The following is a 25,309-nucleotide window of genomic DNA, read 5'->3' as shown; positions in this document are numbered from 1 at the left end:
TCTCAATAGCAAACGACAATGAAAACCTGGCACACCTATTTATTCATAGCGGGTCTGGCGCTGACAACGCTTATGGCCTGCGAAAAAGACGGGGATCAGCTTACGCTCACCACGCCCCAGCCGACCAGGCTGACCACGAGCGCAACGAGCGTATCGCTGACGAGCGCGACGGCCACCAATGAAGCGCTGCGACTGAGCTGGTCACCGGCTAACTATGGCTTTAATGCGGCTGTTAACTATACCGTTCAGCTGGACAAAAAAGGCGGTAATTTCGAAGCGCCGGTTAATCTTTCGGCCGGCACTAGCACGTCGCTCAGCGTTACGGGGGCTAATCTGAACCAGAACCTGCTCAGACTGGGGCTGGCTCCCAACAATGCGAGTCAGGTTGACGTGCGGGTGATGGCCGCCATTACCCGGCCCGGTAATGACCCCAGCAACAGGGTGTATTCAGCACCAACGACCCTGTCGGTAACGCCTTACCTGGTCCTGATCAGCTACCCATCCATCTACGTGCCGGGTGCCTATCAGGGGTGGGCACCCGATAAAGCGCCGGCCATCGCTTCGGTAAAAGACAACAAAGTGTATGAGGGGTACATCTACTTCCAGAGTCCTTCGGAGTTTAAGTTCACCTCAGGCCGGGACTGGAACGGCACCAATTATGGGGCAGGTACGGCCAATAAACTGTCTGCGGCTGGCGCTGCGGGTAATCTCAGCGTACCATCGGGCGGTTATTACCTGATCCGGGCCGACCTGAACGCGTTGACCTTCAGCGCCACGCCTACCACCTGGGCGGTCATTGGCGCAGCAACGCCCAAAGGCTGGGATGCCGATACGCCCATGGCTTTCGACCCCGCCACCAATACCTGGCAGGTCACGCTTGACCTGAAAGCCGACGAGTTCAAGTTTCGGGCCAATAGCGCCTGGGATCTTAACTTCGGCGATGGTGACAGCAAGACTAATGTAAACCCGGATGGCTTACTGGACTATAACGGCGACAACATCAAAGTACCGTCGGCGGGTCGGTATCTAATCAGGATGAACCTGAGCAACCCTGGAAACTATACTTATTCGCTAACAAAGCAATAGGCTATTGCCGTATAACAGTATGGGGAGCGACCTGACCAGGTCGCTCCCCATGGCTTATAAACCCGTTTGATTCTCCATACCCAGTCTGTGCATCCAGGCAATAAACAGTTGGATTATACACTAAACTTGACGGTTTTCTAAACTCGTTACGTGTATCCGCCGTTTTGGGGAAATAGTCTTTTAGCCAGAATGACCTCAGCGCATAACGCTCAGCCCGATACAAATTCTGTTTATTCCCAAGCCGAACGGGCACGACCGCAACTGTCGCCCGTTGGCCAGACCGGGGTTCACTACGAAATCTTCGTTCGCTCGTTTGCCGACTCCAACGGCGACGGCATCGGCGACCTGAATGGGGTTACCAGTAATCTGGATTACCTGAAAAGCCTTGGCGTATCGGCAATCTGGCTGATGCCCATCAGTCCGTCGCCCACCTCGCATAAGTACGACGTAACGGATTATTACGGCATCGACCCGGAATACGGCACACTGGATGACTTCAAGCGTTTGTTAGCTGAAGCGCACCAGCGCGGTATTGCCGTCATCATCGATCTGGTCATTCACCACACCAGCATACTGCACCCGTGGTTCAAAGAAGCCAGCAAAGGGCCGGACAACCCGTACTGGAACTACTACAAATGGCTGCGGCCGGACGAGATTCGGGCGCGTAAGTTAGCCACCCGCGACATTACAGCCGACTCCGACGAGCGGAACCCCTGGCATGCGGTACGGGGCGCTAAATACCCGGAACGCTACTACGGTATGTTCTGGAGCGGTATGCCCGACCTCAACTTCGACCACCGGCCCGTGCGGGAGGAAGTCTTTAAGATTGTTCGTTACTGGCTTACGGAAATCGGCGTTGACGGCTTTCGGCTGGATGCGGCCCGCCATCTCTACCGCGAGTCGGAGGAGCCGAAAAACCATGAATTCTGGGAGGAGTTCGGGCGCGTGGTGGAAACGGCTAAACCCGGTGCGTTTACCATTGGTGAGGTCTGGACCCGCCCCCAGCATATTGCGCCTTATTTCCGGGGTCTGAAAGCAACCTTCAACATGGACTTCCGTCTCATGATTGAAGAAGTGGTTCGTCGGGAAGACGACACCGAAGACCTGATTGAATTTCTGGACTTTGTGCATAAAACGTTTGCGCTGGTAAACCCGCAGTTTATTGACGGGTTGATCTTGTCAAACCACGACCAGAATCGGATTGGCAGTTTGCTGAAAGGCAATCTGAACCACCTGAAAGCAGCCGCCAATCTGCTGCTGACGCTGCCGGGCCTTCCCTACCTGTACTATGGCGAGGAAATTGGCATGCTGGGGATGAAACCCGACGAAAACATTCGGGAGCCGTTTCTCTGGGACATCCGGGCCAATGACCGTCAGCGCACCCGCTGGCGTCGGGGGCAGTATAGCACCAGTCGCACCATCCGGCCGCTGGCCGCCCAGCAGACCGACCCGAATTCGCTTTTCAATCATTACAAACGGCTGATTCAGTTTCGAAACAGCCATCTGGTGCTCAATGACAATCTGAGCCGGCTGGAGCCGACCGGTATCCGCCAAAACGGCGTGGTGGCTTTTACGCGCCGGTCGAGTCGCGCCGGAAGCGATCAGCGCGCGTTAGTGGTTCACAATCTGACGGGTAAGCCGATTGAGGTTGTCTTTTCGCCCGACGAGGACTGGTGCCGCCAGCTCGTATTTTCAACGACCGAAGGAGTCAGTTTGGCCAACGGACGCCTGACGCTGCCCGGCTACAGTTGCGCGGTACTTGACTAACAAATTCGGCAGGCGGTAACGTAAAGGATGCGCTTCTGTTACCGCTTGCCGAATTTGCCGTTTATCTTTGCCCAGTTTTAGCCGCATCGCTCCCTCATGGCCCAATCCCTCAGCGTCCGCCATCTGGTGGGCATCAAAGACCTGACCGAGTCCGATATTCACTTGATTATGGAAACGGCCGGGCAGTTTAAGGAAGTCATTAATCGGCCCATCAAGAAAGTCCCGTCTCTGCGCGACGTGACGATTGCCAACGTTTTTTTTGAAAACTCAACCCGTACCCGGCTTTCGTTCGAGCTGGCCGAAAAGCGGCTCTCTGCCGATGTAGTCAACTTTTCGGCCTCGGGCAGTTCAGTCAAGAAAGGCGAAACGCTGCTGGATACGGTCAACAACATTCTGGCCATGAAGGTCGACATGGTCGTTATGCGCCACAGCAGCCCCGGCGCGCCCCACTACCTCACCAGGCACATTAAAGCGAACGTAGTCAACGCGGGCGACGGCACCCACGAACACCCGACGCAGGCCCTGCTCGACTCGTTTTCGATCCGCGAAAAATTTGGTGATGTCGCTGGGAAACGCATCGCCATCATCGGCGATATTACTCACTCGCGGGTGGCGCTGTCAAACATTTTCTGCCTTCAGAAACAGGGCGCCGAAGTGATGGTCTGCGGCCCCAAAACGCTTATTCCCAAACATATCGGAGCGCTGGGCGTCCGGGTTGGCCATGACGTTCGGGCGGCCCTAGCCTGGTGCGACGTTGCCAATGTCCTGCGGATTCAGCTGGAACGGCAGCAGATCAAGTATTTCCCGTCGCTGCGCGAGTATTCGCTGTATTTTGGTATCTCCAAGCAGATGCTCGACGAACTGGACCGGCCCATCGTTTTAATGCACCCCGGCCCCATCAACCGGGGCGTTGAGCTTACGTCCGACGCGGCCGATTCATCGCACAGCATCATTCTGGATCAGGTCGAGAACGGCGTAGCGGTTCGTATGGCGGTACTGTACTTGCTGGCACAATTGTAAGGTGCGTATCCTTATCAAAGATATCAAACCTACTGGGTGCCAATGTTGTCATGAGTACCCTCACTACGTTACCAGCCAAGATACCCTTCGGGGCTTATACCCTTTAGCCGCAGATACACCATGCACTGACCTCGGTGGTGAATGAGGTGGTTCTCCATTGCGTAGAGTAACCGCCAGTTGGGGATTTTGTCGCCCAGGTAATCATCCATTTCCAGGAGTTTGGCATCCGGCACAGTCGTAATGGTTTGCCGCACAAAGGTATACATCACTTTTAGTTCATTCAGCACCTCCGGTTTGGCCATTGTCTTTGGCAATTCGCGAGCCTGGTACGGATTGCTAACGCCTAATCGGACCGCCAGTTGACTCACCGTAAACTGGCAGCAGTGACGCCACTGTTCGGCAAAGGTCATGGCTTCTGGAGTATAGCGAAAGTCGAACGAATCGGCGGGCATCTGTACGGCGGTAATGAGGGTCATTTTTTCCGACATGACCCAGGCTTCGAGCAGTTCCCGACGGATGCGCTGGGCTTCGGTTTCCATATCAGTGGGGCTGGCCAGGGCAACAGCGGGCATCAGCCCGGCACCCAGCAGGTTTTTCAGAAAAGTGAGTCGGTTCATAATGGTAGAGAAGTAAGGGGATAAGTACTTATTGTCCAATTAAACTGATGGTAACGGTTTTAGGTGTGTTGAGGTCGAAGGCAGCCTGGGCAAAGGAAGGCGGTCCCAGTAAACTCGTTATGTTTGAGAAGCCAAACGGTTCGGCCACACCGTTGAAGTCCAGTTTCTGGTTGTCATTCAGGTCCTGAAACACCTGAACCGCGTACTGACCCGCGGGCAGGCCATCGAAGTTCACCTGAAAGTCGCCGGTGGAGGGTACCTCAACCCGGGTTTTACGGTAGAACTTACCGTTGAAATCGGCTGCGTTGTTTACGAGGGCAACGTAAATCATGCCGGTACGTTTTACCACATTCGCGAACTCAACGGTTAGCTTGTACGTGACCGAATCGGCAGGTGCGGTAGCCGATGCGCCGTTGGCAACTGCGCTGATAAATGAACCAGTGAGGAGGGCGAAACAAATCAGGAGCGTTTTCATGGTCTTTGTATTCGGTTTGGGATGCCGGGCGTTGTTGTCCGACGATGCAAACCTACACCCGGCCTTTTGCCCCCGCCAAACGGAAGGGACGAACTGCCTGATCTTGGGGCGATTGACACCTTTGGGGCGAATGGTGGGGCAAATGGAGCGTTTTTCAGGCTGGTAAGGCCATAATTTGTCGTAGGCGCCGGTGCTGTATCCCACAGCACCGATGTTTTTTTGGTTATATTTGACAAAGCTTATTGCACATGGAACTGGAACTTCGGACGCTGCACCCACCCCGCCAACGGGATATTTGACGAGGACTTTTTCTTTGCCTTATGGCAAGCCAATGAAACGACCCAGCTGGAGCGCGATGCCAACGGAAACATCATTCTTATGCCCCCAACCGGAAGTGAAACAGGTCGTTATAATGCCGAATTGTCGGTTGAAATTGGCATTTGGAACCGCCGTAAAAAACCAGGACATGTTTTTGATTCATCGACGGGTTTTAAGCTGCCGAACTCCGCCGTTCGTTCGCCCGATATTGCCTGGGTCAGTCAGGGGCGGTGGGAAGCTATTTCAGAGAAGGACAGACAAACATTCGTGCCACTTTGTCCAGACTTTGTCGTTGAACGGATTTCAACGACCGATGACCTGAAGGTATTGAAGGGTAAAATGGAGGAGTACCGCGATAACGGGTGCCGACTTGGCTGGCTCATTGACCGGGCAGAAAAGCAGGTATTTATCTACCGCGAAAACGGCTCCATTGATATTTAGCCCGGCAAAACGGTTACCCTGTCGGGCGAGTCTGTTTTGCCGGAACTGAGCCTGCAAATTGACCTGTGAGCGAACGACAGCAGGCGAACAAATCCGGAAAACACGCTGTTCTGTTCGTACCCTTACCTTGACTAGACATTCGCTTATTAGCTAATTCACTCATTGATTTATGAAAGGCTTTGAATTCTCCGACTTTGTGCCGCCCGAACAGAAAGAAGGCAGTAACTTCGATAAACTGCTCAACATCTTCCAGCAATTGCTGCTGCTGACCTCCGGCGATGTGGAGCAGGCTATGGCGTGGATGAGCCAGCTCGACCGGCAATATGGCCTGACCGACGACAAATACGGCATTGGCAACTTCTTCGACGATCTGAAAGAGAAAGGCTACCTGACCGAAGAGAATCAGGAAGGCAAGATCGTAATGACGCCCAAGAGCGAACAAACGATCCGGCGGTCGGCCCTCGAAGAAATTTTTGGTAAACTGAAACGGTCAAAATCGGGCGGCAACCACAGCACGCCCTATACCGGCTCCGGCGACGAGCTGAGCAGCGACCTCCGTACCTACCAGTTTGGCGATACGCTGGAACAGATTTCAATGACCGAATCGATCAAAAACGCGCAGATCAACAGCGGGGTTGAGGAGTTTACGCTTATGGAGCGCGACCTCGAAGTAACCGAGAAAGAGCAGAAAACGCAGACTTCGACGGTGCTCATGATCGACATCAGCCACTCCATGATTCTGTACGGCGAAGATCGCATTACGCCCGCCAAGAAAGTAGCGCTGGCACTGGTCGAACTGGTTAAGCTGAAGTACCCGAAAGACACGCTCGATATTGTGGTATTTGGTAACGACGCCTGGCAGATTCAGGCCAAAGACCTCCCCTATCTGGAAGTCGGCCCGTACCATACCAATACCGTTGCGGGTCTGGAACTGGCCATGGACCTGCTGCGTCGGCGCAAGAACAAGAACAAGCAGATTTTTATGATTACGGACGGGAAACCGACCTGCCTAAAAGAAGGGATCAAGTATTATAAAAACTCCTTCGGCCTCGACCGGAAAGTCGTCAGCAAAACGCTGACCCTGGCTGCCCAGTGTCGTCGACTGGAGATTCCGATCACGACGTTCATGATTGCCTCCGACCCGTATCTGAAGCAGTTCGTGCAGGAGTTTACGAAGGTCAACAACGGCCGGGCCTACTACAGCGGTTTGCAGGGTCTGGGCAATATGATGTTTGAGGACTTCCAGCGTAACCGCCGGAAAAACATTAAGTAAGCGTGCAGACCAGCCGATTAACAAAATTCCGGAGAGTCGAGGCTTTAGTCCCGACTCTCCTTTTAGGTATGGTTCTGAATACATTTGGGCAGACCCGCCTGACTCTAACCGACTCGATGACGACCTACCTGCGTCAGTTGCCATCAACTGCCCGCGTAAGCCTTGCGGTGGAGTCACTCCAGGACAGCAGCGTATCGTTTGAGCACCGCGCCAACGAGCGCGTTCCATCGGCGAGCGTTATCAAGCTGCCCATTATGATTGAGATAATGGAGCGGGTTAAAGCCGGTGCGCTTGACCTTGATGAAATCCATATTCTCACGGATTCCGAAAAAACTGGGGGCGACGGCGTTCTGAAAACGTACTCGCACCGCAGCCGCGTTGCCTACCGCGATCTGCTCCGGCTGATGATGGTCTACAGCGACAACACGGCCACCAATATTTTCATCAACGAACTGGGCATGAGCGCCATCAACCGGCGCATACAGGCGCTTGGCTTAACCCAAACCCGGCTAAATCGGGTGATGATGGACACACTGGCCGCCCGGCAGGGTCGTGAGAACTACGTAACAGCGCACGAAATGAACCGCCTGCTGGCAAAAATCTACCGGCACCAGGTCGCTACGCCTGACCTTTGCGAGCAGATGCTGGCCATTCTAAAACAGAACGAAGACACGGCCACCATTCCCCGGCTTTTACCGGAAGGCACCGTTATTGCGCACAAAACCGGCACGCTGGCTTACGTTCGGGGCGATGTGGGGATTGTTTATCCACCGGCGAACCAACGGGCTGGCCGAACGGAACCGTTTGTGCTTGCGGTGTTTGTTGAAGGAGTTCCAACACCCGAGGCCGAGCGGATAATCGGCGAGATTGCCTTACGTTGTTATAATCTGTTTACATCTCCATGAGTACTTTCGCCGATAAGGCCATTGCCTACTACAACAGTCTGACGGCCCCGGCCAGCCTGCCGCCCGGCGTGGGCGCGATGAATCCGTATCAGCAGCCGGAGGTCAGGAAGATTGTTGGCGAATTTTACACTCGATTTTTCAGCGATACAAGCCCACGCGTGTTTGTGCTGGGCATAAATCCCGGTCGTTTTGGCGCGGGTGTAACGGGTATTTCGTTCACAACACCCCAGAATCTGCGCCGGTACTGCGGCATCGAAAACGACCTCCGCGATACGCCCGAACTATCGAGCCGGTTTATCTACCAGATTGTCGAAGCGTTTGGGGGCGCACAGGCGTTTTACGGCCGGTTTTTTCTGACGTCGCTGTTTCCGCTGGCCCTGACTAAAGATGGAAAAAATTACAATTTCTACGACGACCGGATTACCACTAACACCCTGTGGCCCGCCATTACCCAAACTGTTCAGACTCAGCTTACGTTTGGCGCTGACCGGCGCGTAGCGGTTTGTCTGGGACGAAAAAATGAAGTTTTCCTGCGCCGACTGAATGAGCAGCAACGGTTTTTCGACCACATCGTTACGCTCGATCATCCCCGCTATATTCTGCAGTACAAAACCAAAGACGCTCCGCTGTACGTCGAACGCTACATCGCTACGTTGCAGGACTGTCTGGAAGGAGCATAAAAAACCGGTTCATGATAACCGGTTTTGCCTTGGCAAGTGTATCGGACTGCGGCTGGTTATAGCCGTTTCAGTTCCATGATGTAGGTTTGCTTAAACGTCTTCCCGCTGGCATCGCCATCGTCCTCCTGCCATTTCAACTGCATATTACCCCCGTTAAAGGTGGCATCATAAGCCGTTTGGGTACCGTTTTCGTCAGTAATGGTAAGTTTACTGCCGTTCAAAGCCCACTTGCTGTCACTGTCGATACCGGTTGCATCGCTGATATCGTCACCGGCCGATTGGCAGGACGGTGGATAGTCGGTCGTAATCGTACCGTTACTCTTAAACGAAATAGTGATATCGGTAAGGCAGGTGTTGCCCAGCAGCAGCGAATACAGAGGCAGTATATCATCAAAACCCTCAATCTTAGGGTCGACCTTTATCGCACTCACTTTATAATTTCCTTCAACCGACGTGTTAGTAGGCATAACGGCTTCCGTGCCGTCTTTCTTACAACTACCAAACCACATAGGTAGAGCGATAACCAGCATCAAAGCCAACAGGCGAACTGTATTCATATTTTTCATACTGTATGATCTGTACATGGGGATAACCGCGCCGAAATTGGTGGACAAACGCAGAAGACTAATTCTGTTTTTGATTGAACGGCAGCTTGACTTTGTAAACGGTCTGACCATCTAACATGGCCTCCAGGACTTCCAGGCTAAAATATGACGATAAATACCAGCGGAACCAACAACTTTATAACTTTACAACCCGATAACCTGTCAACTTCCCGTTCATGCTCATCACGACTACACCTAACATTGAAGGCAAACGCATTAAACAATACGTAGGTCTGGTTAATGGCGAGGCCATTATTGGTGCCAATCTGGTTAAGGATTTCTTCGCCAACATCCGCGATGTGGTCGGAGGGCGGTCCGGTGCCTATGAGCAGGGACTACGCGAAGCCAAGAGTATTGCCATCAAGGAAATGATTGATCAGGCTACCCGATTGGGGGCAAACGCCATCATTGGCGTAGACCTGGACTACCAGACCATCGGGGGTAACGGTTCCATGCTGATGGTGAGCGCCAACGGCACCGCGGTCATGCTTGAATAAAACCGGAATGCATCCTGCTTCCGAAGGCAGGAACATTTCCAAGAAATCAAAAAGGCAGGACTCCTGATGGGTCCTGCCTTTTTGATTTCTGATGCGGGCGGTTGTCGGATTAATACCGATCGTCCTCGTCTTCCTCTTCTTCGCCGAAGCGATTGCCGGGGTTGAACATCGAACCCAGCAGATCTTTGAATGACTGACCCGTATCCATCGCTTTTTTGCCCACCAGCGAATGTTCGGCCAGACCGTGCAGGGCAAACTCCATCATAAACAGCTTTTCGGGCTTGCTCAAGCGGGGATGAAACTGATCCACCAGATCGTCGAGGCCGTCAATCGTTTTTAATCGGGCTTCATAATCGCGATTGGTCAGGTCGTTCAGGATGTCCATGGTGTTACCATCCCCAAACCAGTCGGTTATTTTCTTATATGGGTTGCCGCGCTTGTCTTTCTTGGCCTTTTCAGGATTTGGAAAATATTGCAAAAACTGGTTCCGAATGGCTTTACCGATCAGGTTCTGCGCGACAATAACCGGTCCTTCCACTTCGCCTTCATAGACCAGTTCAACCTTACCACAGATGGCCGGTACAACACCATACAGATCCGCAATGCGGACATACGTATCTTTTTCGCCGTTCAGCAGCGCCCGCCGTTCGGCCGACGAGAGCAGGTTTTCATAGGCCGAAATAGTCATCCGGGCCGACACGCCACTTTTAGCATCAACGTACTCACTCTCACGCGCTTCGAGGGCAATCTGCTCAATGAGGTCGGCAACAAGGTCGTTGGTTTTAACCATGCCTTTTTGCTCGGTCTTGATGACGGCCTCCTGCATCGTAATTTTCTTCCCGATCTCGATAGATTTCGGGTAGTGCGTCACAATCTGCGAATCAATTCGATCTTTCAGGGGCGTAACGATGCTGCCCCGGTTCGTATAATCCTCAGGGTTAGCCGTAAAGACAAACTGAATGTCGAGCGGCAGACGTAGCTTGAAGCCCCGAATCTGAATGTCGCCTTCCTGCAGAATGTTGAACAGTGACACCTGAATCCGGGCCTGCAGATCAGGCAATTCGTTGATGACGAAAATGCAGCGGTGCGAACGGGGAATCAGGCCAAAGTGAATGGTTCGTTCGTCGGAATAGGGCAGTTTGAGCGTCGCAGCTTTAATTGGGTCTACGTCGCCAATCAGATCGGCCACCGACACATCGGGCGTAGCCAGCTTTTCGGTGTAGCGGTCATTCCGGTGCAGCCACGAAATTGGCATCTGATCACCTTTTTCGGCGATCAAATCCAGCGCAAATCGGGAGAGTGGCTGCATGGGGTCGTCGTTGAGTTCAGAACCCGTTACGACCGGAATGTATTCATCGAGCAGGTTCACCATCAGGCGGGCAATACGGGTCTTGGCCTGACCCCGCAAACCCAGCAGGTTAATATGGTGCATGGACAGAATAGCCCGCTCAACATCGGGGATAACCGTGTCTTCGTACCCCCAGATGCCGGGGAAAACCACCTCTTTGTCCCGAATTCGCTCAATAAGATTCTCGCGTAATTCCTGCTTGATTGACCGGGGCTGATACCCAGCGGCTTTCAATTCGCCAAGCGTTGTTATTTTTAATAAATTTGATGATTTCAGGCTGCGGTAGTTCATTAAAAAGATGTCGATTACAAGAGTAGGACTTGTGTGTGGATAACAGGCTTTCGGAAGAAATGGTTTTTCGACGCTGAAAATGACTATTTTTACTCCATCATGCACCGGGCGCAGCTGCCCTCTGCCCCTTATGAAATCAGTATTACCCCTTTTCTCCTTCCTCTTCCTGCTGTTTGGTCTGTCAACCTGTCGCGTCAGAACTTCCCCGCCCGATTTAACGGAGATTTCGCCTGCACAGTCGTTTGTCGGCCAGGAAGTGACGCTTTCGGGGTATCAGTTTGGGCAGGAGCCAATCGTTACGTTCGGTGAATCAGGCACGGCGTTGACGGCAACCGTCGTCAGCTCGACCGAACAGCAGATTCGGGTTGTGGTGCCGCGCATCCGGCCGGGCATAACCCAGGTTCGGGTCCGCACGAGTCAGGGCATATCCGATCCGTTACCATTCATTGTTCAGCAGCCAGTCCCGGCGGTTAGCAGCGTATCGCCCGCCAATGGTTTACCCGGCTCAACAGTTGTGCTGACCGGGGATTATCTGAACCAGCTTACGTTCGTTCGCTTTGCCGACGCCGATGCCGTTGTTCAGGACAGCTCGGCAGAAAAGCTGACTGTTGTTGTACCCCCCAATGTACAGCGGGGTCCGGTGGCGCTGGTAGTTGAAACAAAGGGCGGGCAGTTGACCAGCAGCTTCATCGTTGCTGGAACGCCCCAGATTACCAGCGTTTCACCGAAACAGGTCAAACCCGGCTCGGAGCTGGTCATTCAGGGAAACAATCTGCTGGATGGCGTCGTACGGATCAACGGCATGGCTACCGACCGGAGTCAGACAAGCATTAAAAATACCGAGATCCGGACCATCGTTCCCACCTTCGCGACATCGGGACGCGTCACAGTTACGGTCTTCGAGAAGCTGGTAGCCACCAGCGCCGACAGCGTTCAGATTGTTCTGCAGCCTTCCGTGGCCAGCCTGAGCGCGCGGGACGGGGTCACAGGCGATAAAATCATTCTGGCGGGCCTGAATCTGCGGGATATATCGGGGGTGCGGTTTGGCAGCACGCCCGTTAGCTTTCGGGTGCTGAATGACACGCAGCTCGAAGCTACCGTACCGGCTCTGACTGCGTCAGGCCAGGTAACCGTTTCCGTAACTGGCCCCGGCGGCAGTGCCAGCGCAACCGATCCGTTCTTTTTCTACCTGCCTCCGTCCAATCTGACGGTAAATCCAGCCCGCCAGTTTCGAGATAGGCCCATAACCATCACGGGGCAGAATCTGTACCGCATCACGGAAGTACGGGTCAGTGGTCAGCCTGTACCCATCACGGAGCGCACTGAAGGCTCTCAACTAATCGTCAGCGTACCCGTCAACGCCGTTAGCGGCATTGTCAGCGTTACCAGCCGGGCAGGTACGGCCACCACCAGCCGTCCACTCGTGGTGATTCAGCCTGCCACCGTAACCGATATTGTTCCGCGCAAGGCCCGGCCCGGTGAACGGGTCGTGCTCCTGGGCGATCAGTTGCTCAACGCACAGATTTTCTTTACCGGATCGGCAAACCCGGCTCCGGACGGCGGCAAGAACGAAGACACCGAACGCTGGGTGCTGGTTCCGGCGGATGCACAGACCGGCCCGATCCGCGTATTCAACGCATCGGGCGAGAACACTTACACCGCAGCTTTTACGGTTATCCGGCTGGCGACTATTACGGATTTTACACCTAAAACTGGTAAGGCCGGTACGGAAGTGACCATTACCGGTCAGAACCTGAGCAACGTATCGGAAGTTCGCTTTAACGGCGGCACATCGGCACCAGCTACTTTCCGACTGTCGGGCAATTCGCTGATCGTTACGGTCCCGGCCAACGTATCAACCGGCCAGATCTGTCTCACCAACGACGCCGGAACGGCCTGCACCAGCGCCAACTTTACGCTGGCCAAGTAATTCCGGCGAAGAGCGGAAGCGGTAGTTAGTTCAGCCCGCTTTCGCTCCGCAGAGCTATACCACCTCCGCCAACTGTCTGACTAGCACTTCGTTGATCCGGACGTAACTCTCGTGGGTCCAGCCGGCAACGTGCGGAGTCAGCACCACCCGATCTGACTGGCGGAGAGAATCAAAAGCTGTCTGCTGATCGGGCGTCAGTTTGGCCAGTTTTTCGTTTTCCAGCACATCCAGACAGGCCCCCCGCAGCTTGCCCTGCTCCAGTCCCCGCACGATCGCCGACAGAGAGGCAACCTCACCGCGCGCAATGTTAATCAGGTAAAAGGGTTTGCTGACCCGCTCAATGAATTCGTCATTCACCAGCATCCGCGTATCGCTGGTCAGCGGAATGTGTAGACTCACAACATCCGCTTCGTTCAGGAGCTGATCCAGCGTGGCTTCCTCTGCGAATGTATCGCCATAGTTGGTCAGGTATTTATCGTAGGCCAGCACGCGGCAGCCGAAGCCGCTGAGTCGCCGGGCCGTAGCGCGTCCGTTGTTGCCATAGCCAATCAGCCCGACCGTCAGATTACCGAGTTCATACCCCCGGTTACCTTCGCGGTCCCAGATGCCCTGCCGCACCTCGCGGTCGGCTTTCAGGATATTGGCTAACAGCGCCAGCAGCATCCCGACGACGTGTTCGGCAACGGCGTCGCGGTTGCCTTCACCGGCATGAAACACCCGGATGTTCCGACGCTCAACGGCAGCCAGATCAATCAGATCCAGTCCGGCACCAGCCCGACCGATATACCGCAGATTAGGTGCGTGGTTAAGCAGCTCCTCGTCTACGTTGGTTTTACTGCGGATAATAAGTCCGGCAAAGGGCGCAAGCTGCTGGAGTAGTTCGGCCCGGCTGATTTTCGGCTGGTAGGAATAAGTAAAGCCAGCGTTGTCGAGCATGGCAAACAGCGACGAGTGCATTTCGTCGGCAATCAGAATGGCAGACTGGTTCTGGGACATCTGTAGGGTTTTCGTAACTTGCGGCAAGTAAGGACGCCAGCTTTGGGCGAAAGCCGTCAGATTACGCGGATCTGTTATTCCGCATTTCTCATCTGACGTCCGCGCTGCAACGTCTATTTTTAAGAATTGGCGAAACTACAAAAAGTGCATGGAACAACGCCAACCCAACGAACCGAACGATCTACGTAACGACCCTCCAGCTGGCCCGGACCCCGAAGCCCGGCCAGACGATACCCAGCCCAGCCAGCCGCAGGCCGAAGCCGAGCAGCCCACAGGCAGCCAGCCGGGGCCTACCGAACGGCGGGAGAACCGGCAACCCAACGGCCGTAACAACCCTCCGGGCAACCGACCCGATGGACAACGCCCGGAGGGCCAGCGTCAGAACGGCCCTAACCCACGCGACAATCGGCAACGGGAAAACCGAAATAGCCGGGATGCCGGACCACGGGATGCTAAACCGCAGGACGAAGCGACTGGTCAGCCCGAGAATCGCCAGCGGGAAAATCGCAATGACCGTGATCGGAACAATCCTCCCCGTGAACGGGAGGCCCAAATGGAGCGCGATGGCAGTGAAATGCCCAGAGGAGCCGATACTTCCGGATTTGATCGGCCAGAGCGCAGTTCGCGGCAGGGCGGACGTGACCTCGGCAATGAGTCAGGGGAATCATCCGGCCGAGAAGACCGGCTGGTGATTGGCATCAGTCTGGGCGATTACAACGGCATCGGTCCCGAGGTCATTCTGAAAGCGCTGCAATACAACCGGCTGCAAAAAATCTGTACGCCGGTTATTTACGGGTCCATGCGGGTGCTGAACCGGTACCGCAACCTGCTGAATATGAAGGACTGGAACCTGAATGGTGCTCCCACCATCGGGCAGATCAGCCATAAGATGACGAACGTCATTACGTGCTGGCCTGATCAGAATCAGGATATTCAGCCGGGTCAGGTTACGCCCGAAGCCGGTCAGGCTGCGTTTGCCTGCCTGCAGCGGGCCGTTGACGACCTGAAAGAAGGCAAGCTCGATGCGCTCGTCACGGCGCCGATTAATAAGTATAATATCCAGTCCGAGGAGTTCAAGTTTCCGGGGCATACCGAGTATCTGGCGCAGGAATTCGGCGTGCCGGATAACCTGATGTTCATGGTCAGCGAAACCCTGCGCGTCGGTGTCGTTACGGGTCACGTTCCGCTGGGGCGCGTCCGCCAGAACATAACCCGCGACCGGATTGCCCAGAAACTGACCCTGATGATGCAGTCGCTCAAACAGGACTTCGGTATCGAGAAACCTAAGATTGCGGTGCTGGGGCTGAACCCGCACGCGGGCGAAGAAGGACTGCTGGGTAATGAAGAACAGGACATTATCAAACCGCTCCTTGCGGAGTGGCGCAACAAAGGTCAGCTCGTTTTTGGTCCCTATCCGGCCGATGGCTTCTTTGGCACGAGGGGCTACAAAAAATTTGATGCCGTACTGGCCATGTACCACGACCAGGGCCTGATTCCGTTTAAATCCATTGCCTTCGAAGAGGGCGTTAATTTTACGGCCGGAATGCCCGTTGTCCGAACGTCGCCCGATCACGGAACGGCCTACGACATCGCCGGGAAAGACCTTGCCGACGAAACCTCCATGCTTCAGGCCATTTACACCGCCGTTGACGTTGCCCGTCAGCGCCGGGAGTACATGGAACTGGAAGCCGGAGCGCTTAAATAAGCAGTAAAACGACCTATCGAATGTTAAAATCCATGACCGGCTTCGGCAACGCAACGGTGGAGGCCGGTGGCCTGTCCGTAACGGCGGAAGTCAAGACGCTGAACTCAAAATTCCTGGACATCTATTGCCGACTGCCCCGGCAGTTTTCCGATAAAGAGATTGAGCTGCGCGCGCTGCTTACCCAGCAACTGGAGCGCGGTAAAGTTGAACTCTCGCTGAATCTGGCCCGAACGAGCGCCATCCGGCCGGGCGTAACAATTAACCGCCCCCTCGTAGCGGCTTACGTCAGTGATCTGAAAGAAACCGCCAACAGCATGCTGATGAGCGTATCGGACAGCGACGTGCTGCAACTGGCGCTGCAGCAGCCCAATGCTTACCTGACCGAGTCGGCCGACCCAACAGCCGACTCGTCGGACTGGGCAACGGTGCAGGCTGCCGTGCAGGAAGCCATTCGCCGGTGCGACGCGTTCCGACGCCAGGACGGAGCCGTTCTGGAAAGCAAATTCCAGGAGTATATCCAGACTATTCGCGACCGGCTGGCCGACATCGAAGAGCAGGATGTCCGGCGTATTCCGGCCGTGCGTGACCGGATGCGCGCCAGCGTCAGCGAATTGCTCGATAGCGAAACCTTCGATCAGAACCGCTTTGAGCAGGAACTGGTCTATTACGTAGAGAAATTCGACATCTCGGAAGAAAAAGTCCGGCTCAAGAATCACCTGAGCTACTTCCTGGAAGTCCTGGCAACGGAAGAAGCCAACGGCAAAAAGTTGAACTTTATCTCGCAGGAAATCGGCCGGGAAATCAACACCATCGGCTCCAAAGCCAACGACGCCACGATTCAGCGGTTCGTTGTCCAGATGAAAGACGAATTGGAGAAGATCAAGGAGCAGACCATGAACGTAATCTAAACGCCCGATACCGGCAGGCTGCCCCGTTTTAACCAAAAAAGACCTCCTGACGAATCGGGAGGTCTTTTTTTTCAGGCTATGAATGGCCTACATGGAGGCTACGAAGCTCTGCCGGGGGCCGTAGGGTGATGAGAACATCCACCGCGAGCGGGTGACCTGCCCCCGGGAAAACATATACATGCACGGGTCATCGCTATAATCCATGAAGTTCATGGTCATCAGCGTTCCCCCGCAGGCTTTTGTTGGATATGCCGGACAGCCAAAGTTAGGCGAGTCGGAGTCGGGCGTATCCCGTACGTAATCGTCTACGCCACAGGGACCATCGCCCCAGATATGCTGCAGGCTTAACCAATGCCCGATTTCGTGAGTGGCCGTACGGCCCTTATTGTATTCGGGATAGAGTTGGCCGATAGTTCCAAAGCTTCTGGGATTGATGACCACCCCATCGGTTTCCGGCGGAAATCCGGGAAACTGCGCATAACCCAGCAGTTCATAGCCGGAATCCTCGATGCGGCACACCCACATATTCAGGTACTTGTCAGGCTGGGTAACGTCGATACCGCCCAACGCGGAGAATTTCATGGAATCATCGGCCTGCCAGACCGCCTGATTCGAGGCTTTTCGGTTCACCCCGGCCAGCACAAAATTCATCTGCATATCACCCACGCGGCCCTTAAACAGACTCGGGGTAAGGGTTACGTCGGGGTTCCGGCGGTTAAAGTCCTGGTTCAGCACCGCAATCTGCGAAGCGATCTGGGCGTCGCTGACGTTCTCCGACGGATTGCTGTAGAGAACATTGACGATGACCGGTATCGTGATTGTGCCCTGATAGGGGTTAGATTTTGCTCCAACCGACTGGTTTTCTTCGTCGGTATCGGCCTGAACCCGCGCTTCCATGCGAAGAATGCGCTCACGCAGGGCCGGGTCCCGCTGAAGTTTAGCGACATAAATGGCGTGCGACGCGCAGGTACGGTGCATGGCACCGGTACGTGCGCCACGGGCTGATGAATAAGCAGCGGAATTAGCAGGCTCCTGCACGGATGATTCCAGACAGGCCGAAGCGACGTACAGCATTCCCAGAAAGGACGCTGGCAGAATAAATTTGCGCATAGAATTAGTCAGGTATAGATATAAGATAACCAGTATAAAATTTCGGGAAGTTACCCACTTAAGGACACCAACTTACGTCTACCTACAATTCTGCAGACGTTTTTATAAACGTAGCATTTTTCCGTAAAATCGTACTCGCACGAACTCTCGTGTGGCTACTCCAGGATTCCCCATTAGCCTAATTTTGACTTGATCGTCGCGATTTCTTTAGACAGCTTCAGCAGTTGCTTCATCAGCTCAGCATTAGTGACCGTTTCGATATGGCTGGTAGGGCCGACGGGGCCAACGCCACCCGGCAGCCCTCCGTCGTTGTGGAGCTTCTTGCCGAAGTTTCGGACGATTTCAACGATCAGCGCCGGATTCTCTTTCAGATTGATTACGTCGCCATAACGCTTGATGATGTCATTGACGACTTTTTCGTTGGTTTGGGCTGCCTTTGCCATGACTGTTTAGTTTAAAGGTTCGGTTCTGAATGGATTAAGTCGCTCCCACGTAACGAGCGTGGTTTTTTGCCCTTCGAGGACGGGCGTACTGGCGTGAATCATACCGTAATTGCAACTCCCGGTGGGCAAGAGATTATTCCAGACGAGAAGCCGCCCGGCAACGGCCCGTACGCTTACGTCCTGGGCCCGAAAATGCGTCTGCCCACCCCGCTCGGGCGTATCCAGATAAAGCAGGATGGTGTGCCTCCGCTCACCGGCCGGGTCATCTTCCCAAAAACCGGCATCATGATGGTAGTCGAACTGCCCGCCCGGCTCATACCGGGTAGCCTGCCAGAATTCCAACCGCTGTCGACTGGTACCGAGCAGCGATTCGAGCCGGGTTTCAAGCACCTGCAGAAAGTCCAGCAGCTCGTCGCTGAACCATTCCTGCCCCGACGTTTCGCTGATTCGCGTCGGACTGTGCATGGACTGAATCTGGTTATTTTCGACTTTCCGGATCACCGAGCTGCGCTGCCAGAACGAAAACTCCAGTTCCTGACACACGAACGCGCATTCGGCCGGGGTGATGAAATCGTCTATCCAGAACAGGTTTTTCCCTTTCGGACGGCTGGTTAACGGTTCAGGCAGCAGACTCATGGCTAATCAGGTTTTGGTAGATATAGGATTCATACTGATTGATGCTCCGCACCGAACCGGGGCCGTACGGACCAGTGAGATGCCCGCTGTATAAGGCACGAATTCGTTCAGATGATATACGTTCCTGCTCCGACCAGGCCGTATGATCGTTCCAATGGGGCGTGCGGGTCCGGCGGTCGTAGGCGTGCCAGCCCAGAACGCGGTGCGGATGAAACAGATCATACCCGTTCGTATAAGCGCGCAGACTCGTAACAACTTCATCCCCGAAGAAATAAATGTCCGGGTCGAAGGTAATCTCGCGGTTAAACTGCCCCGCCGTGAACAGAAAATGCAGGGACACAAAATGGGCCGGTTTAGGCTGCTCAAGCCGCTTCCAGAACGGCATAGGGTAACTGACCAACTTGGTCAGCAACCCATTATCATGCCTGAGCGCGTACATTTCCATTGGCTTATGCAGCCGCCCATGCGGTTCATTGACGGGATTGTAAGGAGGCAGGTAACCCGTTAAAATCGGTTTTTCAACCCCAATCCGTCGTAATTCTTCATACTGGTCAATCATGAGCTGATCCCATCCCCGCACGAATCGCTGGTGTGAATCAATCAGTAACGTGTAGGGCTCACCCTGCCAGCCCTGCTGCAACAGACTCCGCGCCCAGTTACAGCCCTTACTTTGCCAGTAGGGGATGTCTGTAATCTCAATCAACGAGTGGTTCAGCAGGGTTCGGGGCAATCGGTCGGTGGCAGCGCGTTGCCAGAACACACCGATGCGCAGACGACCGGCCTGGGTAGCCATAGCCAGCAGGCTTCGGAGCGTTTTGGGCAACTCCGAATCGCGATAGGCTGGTATCTGTACGTATATGTCCGCCATATCCCCGCTGATTAACCAAAGAAAGATAGCGCCTGGCGTTACGTCAGCACCAGCCTGGTTAGCGAACGGTAGAAATTATAGCAGAACGGCAATTTGCTTATTATTGATCCATGAAACTTCTGCCTGACTTTTACGAAAAGCACGACACGCTTACGCTGGCTCAACTCCTGCTCGGCTGCGAGCTGGTTCACGAATCGCCGGAGGGCACAACGGCGGGAGTCATCGTCGAGACCGAAGGCTATATCACCGGCGACCCGGCTTGCCACGCTTACCGCCGGCCGACACCCCGGAATGCGGCCATGTTCGGTCCAGCCGGCACGCTTTACGTCTACCAGATTTACAACCATTACCACTGTGTCAACGTCGTTACGGCACCCGAAGGCGTTGGCGAGGCTGTGCTAATCCGGGCGCTCGAACCGACCGAAGGTCTTGAGCTTATGGGCCTCCGGCGCAATCAAGCGTTTAAGAGGGGCTTTGAGCGGTACCGAAATAATACGATTGACCCGGCTACGCCAGATGGCCAACGGAACCTGTGCAACGGCCCCGGCAAGCTGGTGATCGCCATGGGCATTCGTCGGCTGGAGCACAATTTCTCCTCGCTGTCGACCGGACCAATCTCAATTCGGGGGCCGGTTCTGCACGATTTTGACCAGGTTACGACGACGCGGATTGGCATTACGCAGGGCGTTGAACTGCCGTATCGCTATTATATCAAGGGGAATCGATTCATCAGTCGGAAATAAGCTGAAGCAGAGGTCAGTTCCTGCCCAGATACTGCACCAGGTCGGTTATGGAACGGATTTCCAACTGCCCTGCCTGCGTCCGGCGCATCATCAGCGAATAGCTATTATTGAAGCCCAGCGGTCGCAGCCACGCTAGCCGATACGTCTGCGCGAACTGCTGCCGAACGAATTCATAAACCGAGTCGGGCTGCATGGGCAGCGAACGTAACGTAGCAGGCGATGGCTGCAAAATAACCAGTAAGCCCGTTCCGGTGTATTCGGGATAGAAGTCAATGGCGCCGGTACGAAGGGCGTCAAAGCAGATTTGAGTACCGCCCAGCCCAGTTCGTGAGGCCACCCGCAGACGCGTATGTCCTTCGATGAGTTGACGATAGATTTCGGCCAGAATGTACTGCTCCGTAAACACCTTTGAGCCCATCACGATCGTCTGCGACCGGTCGCCCGGCGAGGGTATTTTCAATAAACCGACCTGTTTGAGAAAATCGCGCGCTACGGTTTCCGGGCTTTCTTTCCGATAATCGACCCGATAATTCAGGGCAGTCATGACTGAATCGGTCAGTTTATTCGCCAGCAGATTGAGCGTAGGTGCCAGGTCGCGATACCGGTCGAGGGTAGCCTGGCGCACGACCGGAGCCGCATCATAGGGGGGAAACGCGTGGCGGTTGTCGGCCAGCACCCGCAAATCGAACGCCTTAATACGTCCGTCGGTCGAGTAGCCGCTGATGATGTCTACCTGCTCCCGATGAATGGCTTCGTACATTAGGTTCTGATCGATCAGTCGGGGCCGCAATTGAAGGCCGTAGGTTTTCTGCAAGCCCGGATAGCCATCCGCGCGACCGTAAAACTCATGCGCAAAACCGGCGACGAGTTTATCCGAGCGGCCGGGCAGCAGATAAAACGCCGACAGAAACGGCAGCAGAACCAAAAACACCCCCGCGCTCAGGCGCAGTTTTCTCACCGAAAGCCGCTGCAATCGCGCCAGTCCGAAGTCGAACCCAACGGCCAGCAGAGCAGCCGGGATAGCCCCCGCCAGCATCATGTTGACGTTGCTGAGGGCAATGCCTCCGAAAATAAACTCACCCAGTCCACCAGCCGCTACGTAAGCCGCCAGCGTAGCCACGCCCACATTAATCACCGTTGCGGTGCGAACGCCCGCGAAGATCACCGGTAGCGCCAGAGGCAGTTCTACCTTCGTCAGAATCTGGTTATCGGTCATGCCCACGCCCCGCGCGGCCTCCTTTACGGATGGGCTGACCTCCGTAATACCGACGTAGGTATTGCGAATGATGGGCAGCAGCGCATACAGAAACAGGGCCATCAGCGCCGGCCCAACGCCAATACCGAGTAACGGAATCAGAAACCCCAGCAGGGCTACGCTGGGTATGGTCTGCAATATGCCCGCTACGCCCAGCACCCCGCTCGCCAGCCGTTTCTGGCGTGCAATCAGAATGCCCAGGGGTACCCCAATCAGCAGGGCCAGCAGCAGCGATACGAACGTCAGACCGATATGCGTCAGCGTCTGTTCCAGGAGTTTATCGGCATTCTGGCGGAGAAATTCGAGCATCGGTGGGGGTTATAAATCTAAAAAATCGCGGACGAAGCCATTGGCGGGCCGGTTCAGCAGGTCATCCGGCGGGCCAATCTGCACGATCCGCCCCTGGTGCATAAGCGCAATCCGGTCCGCCAGTTCGAGCGCTTCGCCAACGTCGTGCGTCACCAGCACAACGGTCGTTTCTTTCAGTTCACTAAGCCCGAACAGTTCGCGCCGGACATGCCGACGCGTAAACGGGTCAAGAGCCCCGAACGGTTCGTCCATCAGCACCACCGGCGGGCGGGCCGCCAGGGCCCGTGCCAGACCCACCCGCTGGCGTTGCCCGCCACTGAGCTCGGCAGGAAATCGTTTCAGAGCGGTTTCGGGTAACTGAAGCTTGGCAATCAGTTCGAGGGTTCGCTGCTGGGTATCGGCAGGCGCCCAGCCCAGCAACTTCGGCACGGTAGCGATGGCATCGGCAACGGTATAATGCGGGAACAGGCCCCCATCCTGAATAACGTAACCAATGCGTCGGCGCAGGTCGGCTCCGGGCTGCTGCCGAACGTCCACGCCGTCTACGCGGACGAAGCCGCTGGTCGGCTCAATCAGCCGGTTGATCATCTTGAGCGTCGTCGTTTTGCCGCAGCCACTCGTTCCCAGCAGAACCAGCGTTTCGCCCCGCCCGACGTGCAGCGATACGTCAACAACGGCTAGTTGGGAAGCAAAACGTTTGGTCAGGTTGCGGACTTCAATCATCGTTACTCAACGACTTTAACGCCTTTACAGAAAGCTACGTAATCCTTGATCTGGCTGGCGGCTGGCTTCGGGTTCGGATAGTACCAGGCGGCATCCGGGTTGGTCTGGCCGTCCACCGACAGCGAATAATAGGACGCTTCGCCCTTCCAAGGGCAGGTTGAATGCGTATAGCTATCGGCCAGAAACTCAGACCTGACCGATTCTTTCGGAAAATAATGGTTGTTTTCAACCACGACGGTGTCATCGCTCTCAGCAATAGTCTGACCGTTCCAGATCGCTTTCATGACGTCAAAAGTTTATAGGGTTATTACCGTGCAGAGCGGGTAACCGAACCAGGTAACTCTACAACGTAACAACTCTACTGTTGACAACAGGTTTTATTTAAGTACCTGTACCTCAATCATCGAATTGTCGTATACCCGGTGCGTTTGTTTCGTAAAGTCCTTTTCGTCGGCTTTGAATATGTTCTCAACGTACGTCTGCGGGTTGCGGTCAATGAGTGGGAACCAGGTACTCTGCACCTGCACCATGACCCGGTGGCCTTTCTTAAACGTATGCAGCACATCCTGCAGGCGGAACGTTACGTCGGTTACCTGGTTGGGTGTAAACGGTTCGGGTTTTTCGAATGAATTCCGAAACCGCCCGCGCATGGCCTCCGAACGCACCATCTGCTGGTAGTTGCCGAGCGTAATGTTTTTGTTCGGCAGGTAGGGATGGTTCGGCTCATCGGGCGGATACACGTCGATCAGTTTTACAACCCAGTCGGCATCGGTGCCGGTGGTGCTGACTTTCAGCTTGGCCGTAATCTCCCCGCCCAGCGTCAGGTCTTCGGTTAGCACGTCGGTCTGGAACGTCAAGACGTCGGGACGTCGGCTAGCAAACCGCTGATCTTCCGACATATAGTTGAAGGGCGTAAAGCCGAGCGTGGTGGTGTTGTCCTCCGTATAGGGTACGGGCTTCATGGGGTCGCTGACAAACTCCGAATACCCCGTTGAGCCGCCCGACTGCGCCAGCTGGCCGTTACTCGATAAGTAAAACTGTATCGTCTGGGTATTAGTCGCGGGCCACTTATCGAACGTGCGCCATTCGTTCCGGCCGGTATTGAACAGATACGCTTCGGGCAGGCCGGTCTTGCCGTCGCCCGCCCCTTTGAGGAAGTGGTTAAAGAACTTCGCTTCAATATTCCGCTGGTAGAACGTAGCGATGCTGTCGCCAAAATACACGTTGCTATGGAGAGTATGGCCCGTTTCCCGCGACCATCGGCCGTGTCCGAACGGCCCCATTACCAGCGTGTTGTAGATACCGGGGTTGTTCTTCTCGACGGTCTTGTAAATATTGAGCGGACCGTACAGGTCCTCGGCATCGAACCAGCCGCCAACCGTCATCAGGGCGTGGTTGATTTGTTTCAGATGCGGCAGGATGCTACGTTTCTGCCAGAACTCATCGTAGTTCGGGTGCTCGACCGTTTCCTGCCAGAAGAAATTATCTTTATAATAGTTGCTGGCGTTTTTAAGCGGGCCAAGATCAAGCTGCCACTGGTAGCCATCGGTCGAGCCGGTTTTGATAAAATCATCTGTATACCAGGCCTTCGTCGTTGGCTCCGGATGCTGAACCCCAAATACTGGATACGTAAACAGATACGCCTGAATGAACGCCCCATTATGGTGGAAATCGTCGAAGAAGAAATCCGACACCGGGGCCTGGGGCGACGAGGCTTTCAGGGCCGGGTGGGCAGCAACGGCCCCGGCAATGGTATAGAAACCGGGGTAACTGATGCCCCACTGCCCGACCCGGCCGTTGTTATTCGGCACGTTCTTCAGTAGCCAGTCAATGGTGTCGTAGGTATCCGAACTTTCGTCAACGGCCGCTGCCGACTGCCGGGCAGGTGCTTTCCCTTTCTTTCGGGCGGATGCCACGGCTGAGGACTGGTCGGTAACAATAGGCGTCATGTTGGTCCAGGTGCCTTCCGAGGCCCAGCGGCCCCGAACATCCTGGTATACGAAAATAAACTTATCCCGCATCAGCGTACCCGATGGCCCGATAGCATTGGGGTACGCTGATGCGCCATAGGGCGCTACGCTATAGCACGTGCGCTGCATCAGAAACGGATACTTGCTGCCGGCCGACGCATCCTTGGGTACGTAAACGGCGGTATGCAGCTTAACCCCGTCGCGCATCGGGATTTTATATTCAAACTTCTGGTAGTTGTCGCGGACATAGCTGTTGGCGGGCGGGGTCGTTTGCGCCTGTGCGATTACGCCGAAAAAGCCAACAAATGCGGTGAGTAACCAAATTTTCATAAGGAAGTGTGCTTGATGAACCAGCCATAAAGATACACATTCGGCCCGGACAGCCATTGG

General features: G+C 54.9%; 25 protein-coding genes. 12 read left to right on the top strand and 13 right to left on the bottom strand.

Going from position 1 to position 25,309, the window contains the following annotated elements:
• The first annotated feature begins 18 nt into the window (after positions 1-18).
• The 3 genes from HNV11_RS04705 to HNV11_RS04695 all read left to right on the top strand — a co-directional run bounded on the left by HNV11_RS04705 (position 19) and on the right by HNV11_RS04695 (position 3,873).
• The gene (locus tag HNV11_RS04705) at positions 19-1,086 is read left to right on the top strand and encodes a SusE domain-containing protein (protein WP_171738565.1); all 1,068 of its coding nucleotides are present in this window, start codon (positions 19-21) and stop codon (positions 1,084-1,086) included.
• Between the two features lie 189 nt (positions 1,087-1,275).
• On the top strand, positions 1,276-2,853 hold the full coding sequence (locus HNV11_RS04700; RefSeq protein ID WP_171738564.1) for an alpha-amylase family glycosyl hydrolase: 1,578 nt from the start codon (positions 1,276-1,278) through the stop codon (positions 2,851-2,853).
• A 96-nt stretch (positions 2,854-2,949) separates the two neighbouring features.
• Positions 2,950-3,873 carry an aspartate carbamoyltransferase catalytic subunit gene (locus HNV11_RS04695; RefSeq protein WP_171738563.1) on the top strand — a complete coding sequence of 308 codons (924 nt, stop codon included), beginning with the start codon at positions 2,950-2,952 and terminating at the stop codon, positions 3,871-3,873.
• A gap of 68 nt (positions 3,874-3,941) precedes the next feature.
• Here the strand turns inward: HNV11_RS04695 and HNV11_RS04690 are convergent, their stop codons facing one another.
• Both HNV11_RS04690 and HNV11_RS04685 read right to left on the bottom strand, forming a co-directional pair.
• On the bottom strand, positions 3,942-4,490 hold the full coding sequence (locus HNV11_RS04690; RefSeq protein WP_171738562.1) for a DinB family protein: 549 nt from the start codon (positions 4,488-4,490) through the stop codon (positions 3,942-3,944).
• A 28-nt stretch (positions 4,491-4,518) separates the two neighbouring features.
• Complete coding sequence (locus tag HNV11_RS04685; protein WP_171738561.1) at positions 4,519-5,169, bottom strand: DUF2141 domain-containing protein; 651 nt, start codon at positions 5,167-5,169, stop codon at positions 4,519-4,521.
• 15 nt (positions 5,170-5,184) lie between these two features.
• On the opposite strand from HNV11_RS04685, the gene HNV11_RS04680 reads away from it, so the two are divergent.
• From HNV11_RS04680 to HNV11_RS04665, 4 genes are all read left to right on the top strand, one after another.
• Positions 5,185-5,724 (top strand): Uma2 family endonuclease, encoded by a 540-nt coding sequence (locus HNV11_RS04680; protein WP_240163772.1) that lies wholly within the window; start codon positions 5,185-5,187, stop codon positions 5,722-5,724.
• 169 nt (positions 5,725-5,893) lie between these two features.
• Complete coding sequence (locus tag HNV11_RS04675; protein ID WP_171738560.1) at positions 5,894-6,997, top strand: vWA domain-containing protein; 1,104 nt, start codon at positions 5,894-5,896, stop codon at positions 6,995-6,997.
• Between the two features lie 68 nt (positions 6,998-7,065).
• A complete protein-coding gene (locus tag HNV11_RS04670; RefSeq protein ID WP_171738559.1) occupies positions 7,066-7,902 on the top strand; it encodes a serine hydrolase in 837 nt (278 codons plus the stop codon).
• Positions 7,899-8,582, top strand: a complete 684-nt coding sequence (locus HNV11_RS04665; protein ID WP_171738558.1) for a uracil-DNA glycosylase family protein — start codon at positions 7,899-7,901, stop codon at positions 8,580-8,582. Before HNV11_RS04670 ends, HNV11_RS04665 begins: the two co-directional genes overlap by 4 nt.
• A 56-nt stretch (positions 8,583-8,638) precedes the next feature.
• On the opposite strand, the gene HNV11_RS04660 is transcribed toward HNV11_RS04665, so the two are convergent.
• Positions 8,639-9,139, bottom strand: a complete 501-nt coding sequence (locus tag HNV11_RS04660) for a lipocalin-like domain-containing protein (protein ID WP_171738557.1) — start codon at positions 9,137-9,139, stop codon at positions 8,639-8,641.
• Positions 9,140-9,363: 224 nt separating this feature from the next.
• On the opposite strand from HNV11_RS04660, the gene HNV11_RS04655 reads away from it, so the two are divergent.
• Positions 9,364-9,684 (top strand): heavy metal-binding domain-containing protein, encoded by a 321-nt coding sequence (locus HNV11_RS04655; protein ID WP_171738556.1) that lies wholly within the window; start codon positions 9,364-9,366, stop codon positions 9,682-9,684.
• A 109-nt stretch (positions 9,685-9,793) separates the two neighbouring features.
• Here the strand turns inward: HNV11_RS04655 and HNV11_RS04650 are convergent, their stop codons facing one another.
• Positions 9,794-11,323: a P-loop NTPase family protein gene (locus HNV11_RS04650; protein WP_171738555.1), complete on the bottom strand. Its 1,530-nt coding sequence runs from the start codon at positions 11,321-11,323 to the stop codon at positions 9,794-9,796.
• A gap of 130 nt (positions 11,324-11,453) precedes the next feature.
• Between HNV11_RS04650 and HNV11_RS04645 the strand changes: the two genes are divergently transcribed.
• Entirely contained in the window at positions 11,454-13,253 is a 1,800-nt protein-coding gene (locus HNV11_RS04645; protein WP_171738554.1) for an IPT/TIG domain-containing protein, read from the top strand.
• A 54-nt stretch (positions 13,254-13,307) separates the two neighbouring features.
• On the opposite strand, the gene HNV11_RS04640 is transcribed toward HNV11_RS04645, so the two are convergent.
• Positions 13,308-14,249, bottom strand: a complete 942-nt coding sequence (locus HNV11_RS04640) for an NAD(P)-dependent oxidoreductase (RefSeq protein ID WP_171738553.1) — start codon at positions 14,247-14,249, stop codon at positions 13,308-13,310.
• A 148-nt stretch (positions 14,250-14,397) separates the two neighbouring features.
• Here HNV11_RS04640 and pdxA point away from each other — a divergent pair, with 148 nt between their 5' ends.
• Both pdxA and HNV11_RS04630 read left to right on the top strand, forming a co-directional pair.
• Positions 14,398-15,954, top strand: coding sequence for a 4-hydroxythreonine-4-phosphate dehydrogenase PdxA (gene pdxA, locus HNV11_RS04635; protein WP_171738552.1), 1,557 nt, complete (start codon positions 14,398-14,400; stop codon positions 15,952-15,954).
• A gap of 20 nt (positions 15,955-15,974) precedes the next feature.
• Positions 15,975-16,862, top strand: coding sequence for a YicC/YloC family endoribonuclease (locus tag HNV11_RS04630; protein ID WP_171738551.1), 888 nt, complete (start codon positions 15,975-15,977; stop codon positions 16,860-16,862).
• Between the two features lie 87 nt (positions 16,863-16,949).
• Here the strand turns inward: HNV11_RS04630 and HNV11_RS04625 are convergent, their stop codons facing one another.
• The 4 genes from HNV11_RS04625 to HNV11_RS04610 form a co-directional block, all read right to left on the bottom strand.
• Positions 16,950-17,972, bottom strand: a complete 1,023-nt coding sequence (locus tag HNV11_RS04625) for a zinc metalloprotease (protein ID WP_171738550.1) — start codon at positions 17,970-17,972, stop codon at positions 16,950-16,952.
• A 173-nt stretch (positions 17,973-18,145) separates the two neighbouring features.
• Positions 18,146-18,415: a hypothetical protein gene (locus HNV11_RS04620; protein ID WP_171738549.1), complete on the bottom strand. Its 270-nt coding sequence runs from the start codon at positions 18,413-18,415 to the stop codon at positions 18,146-18,148.
• 6 nt (positions 18,416-18,421) lie between these two features.
• Positions 18,422-19,051 carry a 2OG-Fe(II) oxygenase gene (locus HNV11_RS04615; protein WP_171738548.1) on the bottom strand — a complete coding sequence of 210 codons (630 nt, stop codon included), beginning with the start codon at positions 19,049-19,051 and terminating at the stop codon, positions 18,422-18,424.
• A complete protein-coding gene (locus HNV11_RS04610; protein WP_171738547.1) occupies positions 19,035-19,919 on the bottom strand; it encodes a GlcNAc-transferase family protein in 885 nt (294 codons plus the stop codon). Before HNV11_RS04610 ends, HNV11_RS04615 begins: the two co-directional genes overlap by 17 nt.
• Before the next feature lie 110 nt (positions 19,920-20,029).
• Here HNV11_RS04610 and HNV11_RS04605 point away from each other — a divergent pair, with 110 nt between their 5' ends.
• Positions 20,030-20,662: a DNA-3-methyladenine glycosylase gene (locus HNV11_RS04605; RefSeq protein WP_171738546.1), complete on the top strand. Its 633-nt coding sequence runs from the start codon at positions 20,030-20,032 to the stop codon at positions 20,660-20,662.
• A gap of 13 nt (positions 20,663-20,675) precedes the next feature.
• On the opposite strand, the gene HNV11_RS04600 is transcribed toward HNV11_RS04605, so the two are convergent.
• The 4 genes from HNV11_RS04600 to HNV11_RS04585 all read right to left on the bottom strand — a co-directional run bounded on the left by HNV11_RS04600 (position 20,676) and on the right by HNV11_RS04585 (position 25,249).
• Positions 20,676-22,226, bottom strand: a complete 1,551-nt coding sequence (locus HNV11_RS04600) for an ABC transporter permease/substrate-binding protein (RefSeq protein ID WP_171738545.1) — start codon at positions 22,224-22,226, stop codon at positions 20,676-20,678.
• A gap of 9 nt (positions 22,227-22,235) precedes the next feature.
• A complete protein-coding gene (locus HNV11_RS04595) occupies positions 22,236-22,949 on the bottom strand; it encodes an ATP-binding cassette domain-containing protein (RefSeq protein ID WP_171738544.1) in 714 nt (237 codons plus the stop codon).
• 2 nt (positions 22,950-22,951) lie between these two features.
• A complete protein-coding gene (locus HNV11_RS04590) occupies positions 22,952-23,233 on the bottom strand; it encodes a DUF427 domain-containing protein (RefSeq protein WP_171738543.1) in 282 nt (93 codons plus the stop codon).
• Between the two features lie 93 nt (positions 23,234-23,326).
• Positions 23,327-25,249 carry a CocE/NonD family hydrolase gene (locus HNV11_RS04585; RefSeq protein WP_171738542.1) on the bottom strand — a complete coding sequence of 641 codons (1,923 nt, stop codon included), beginning with the start codon at positions 25,247-25,249 and terminating at the stop codon, positions 23,327-23,329.
• Positions 25,250-25,309 lie beyond the last annotated feature (60 nt).

This window comes from Spirosoma taeanense (assembly GCF_013127955.1).
GTDB classification, from domain to species: Bacteria; Bacteroidota; Bacteroidia; order Cytophagales; family Spirosomataceae; genus Spirosoma; species Spirosoma taeanense.
Note: the sequence above shows the minus strand (reverse complement) of the source record. Positions and strands in the feature narration are given on the sequence as shown.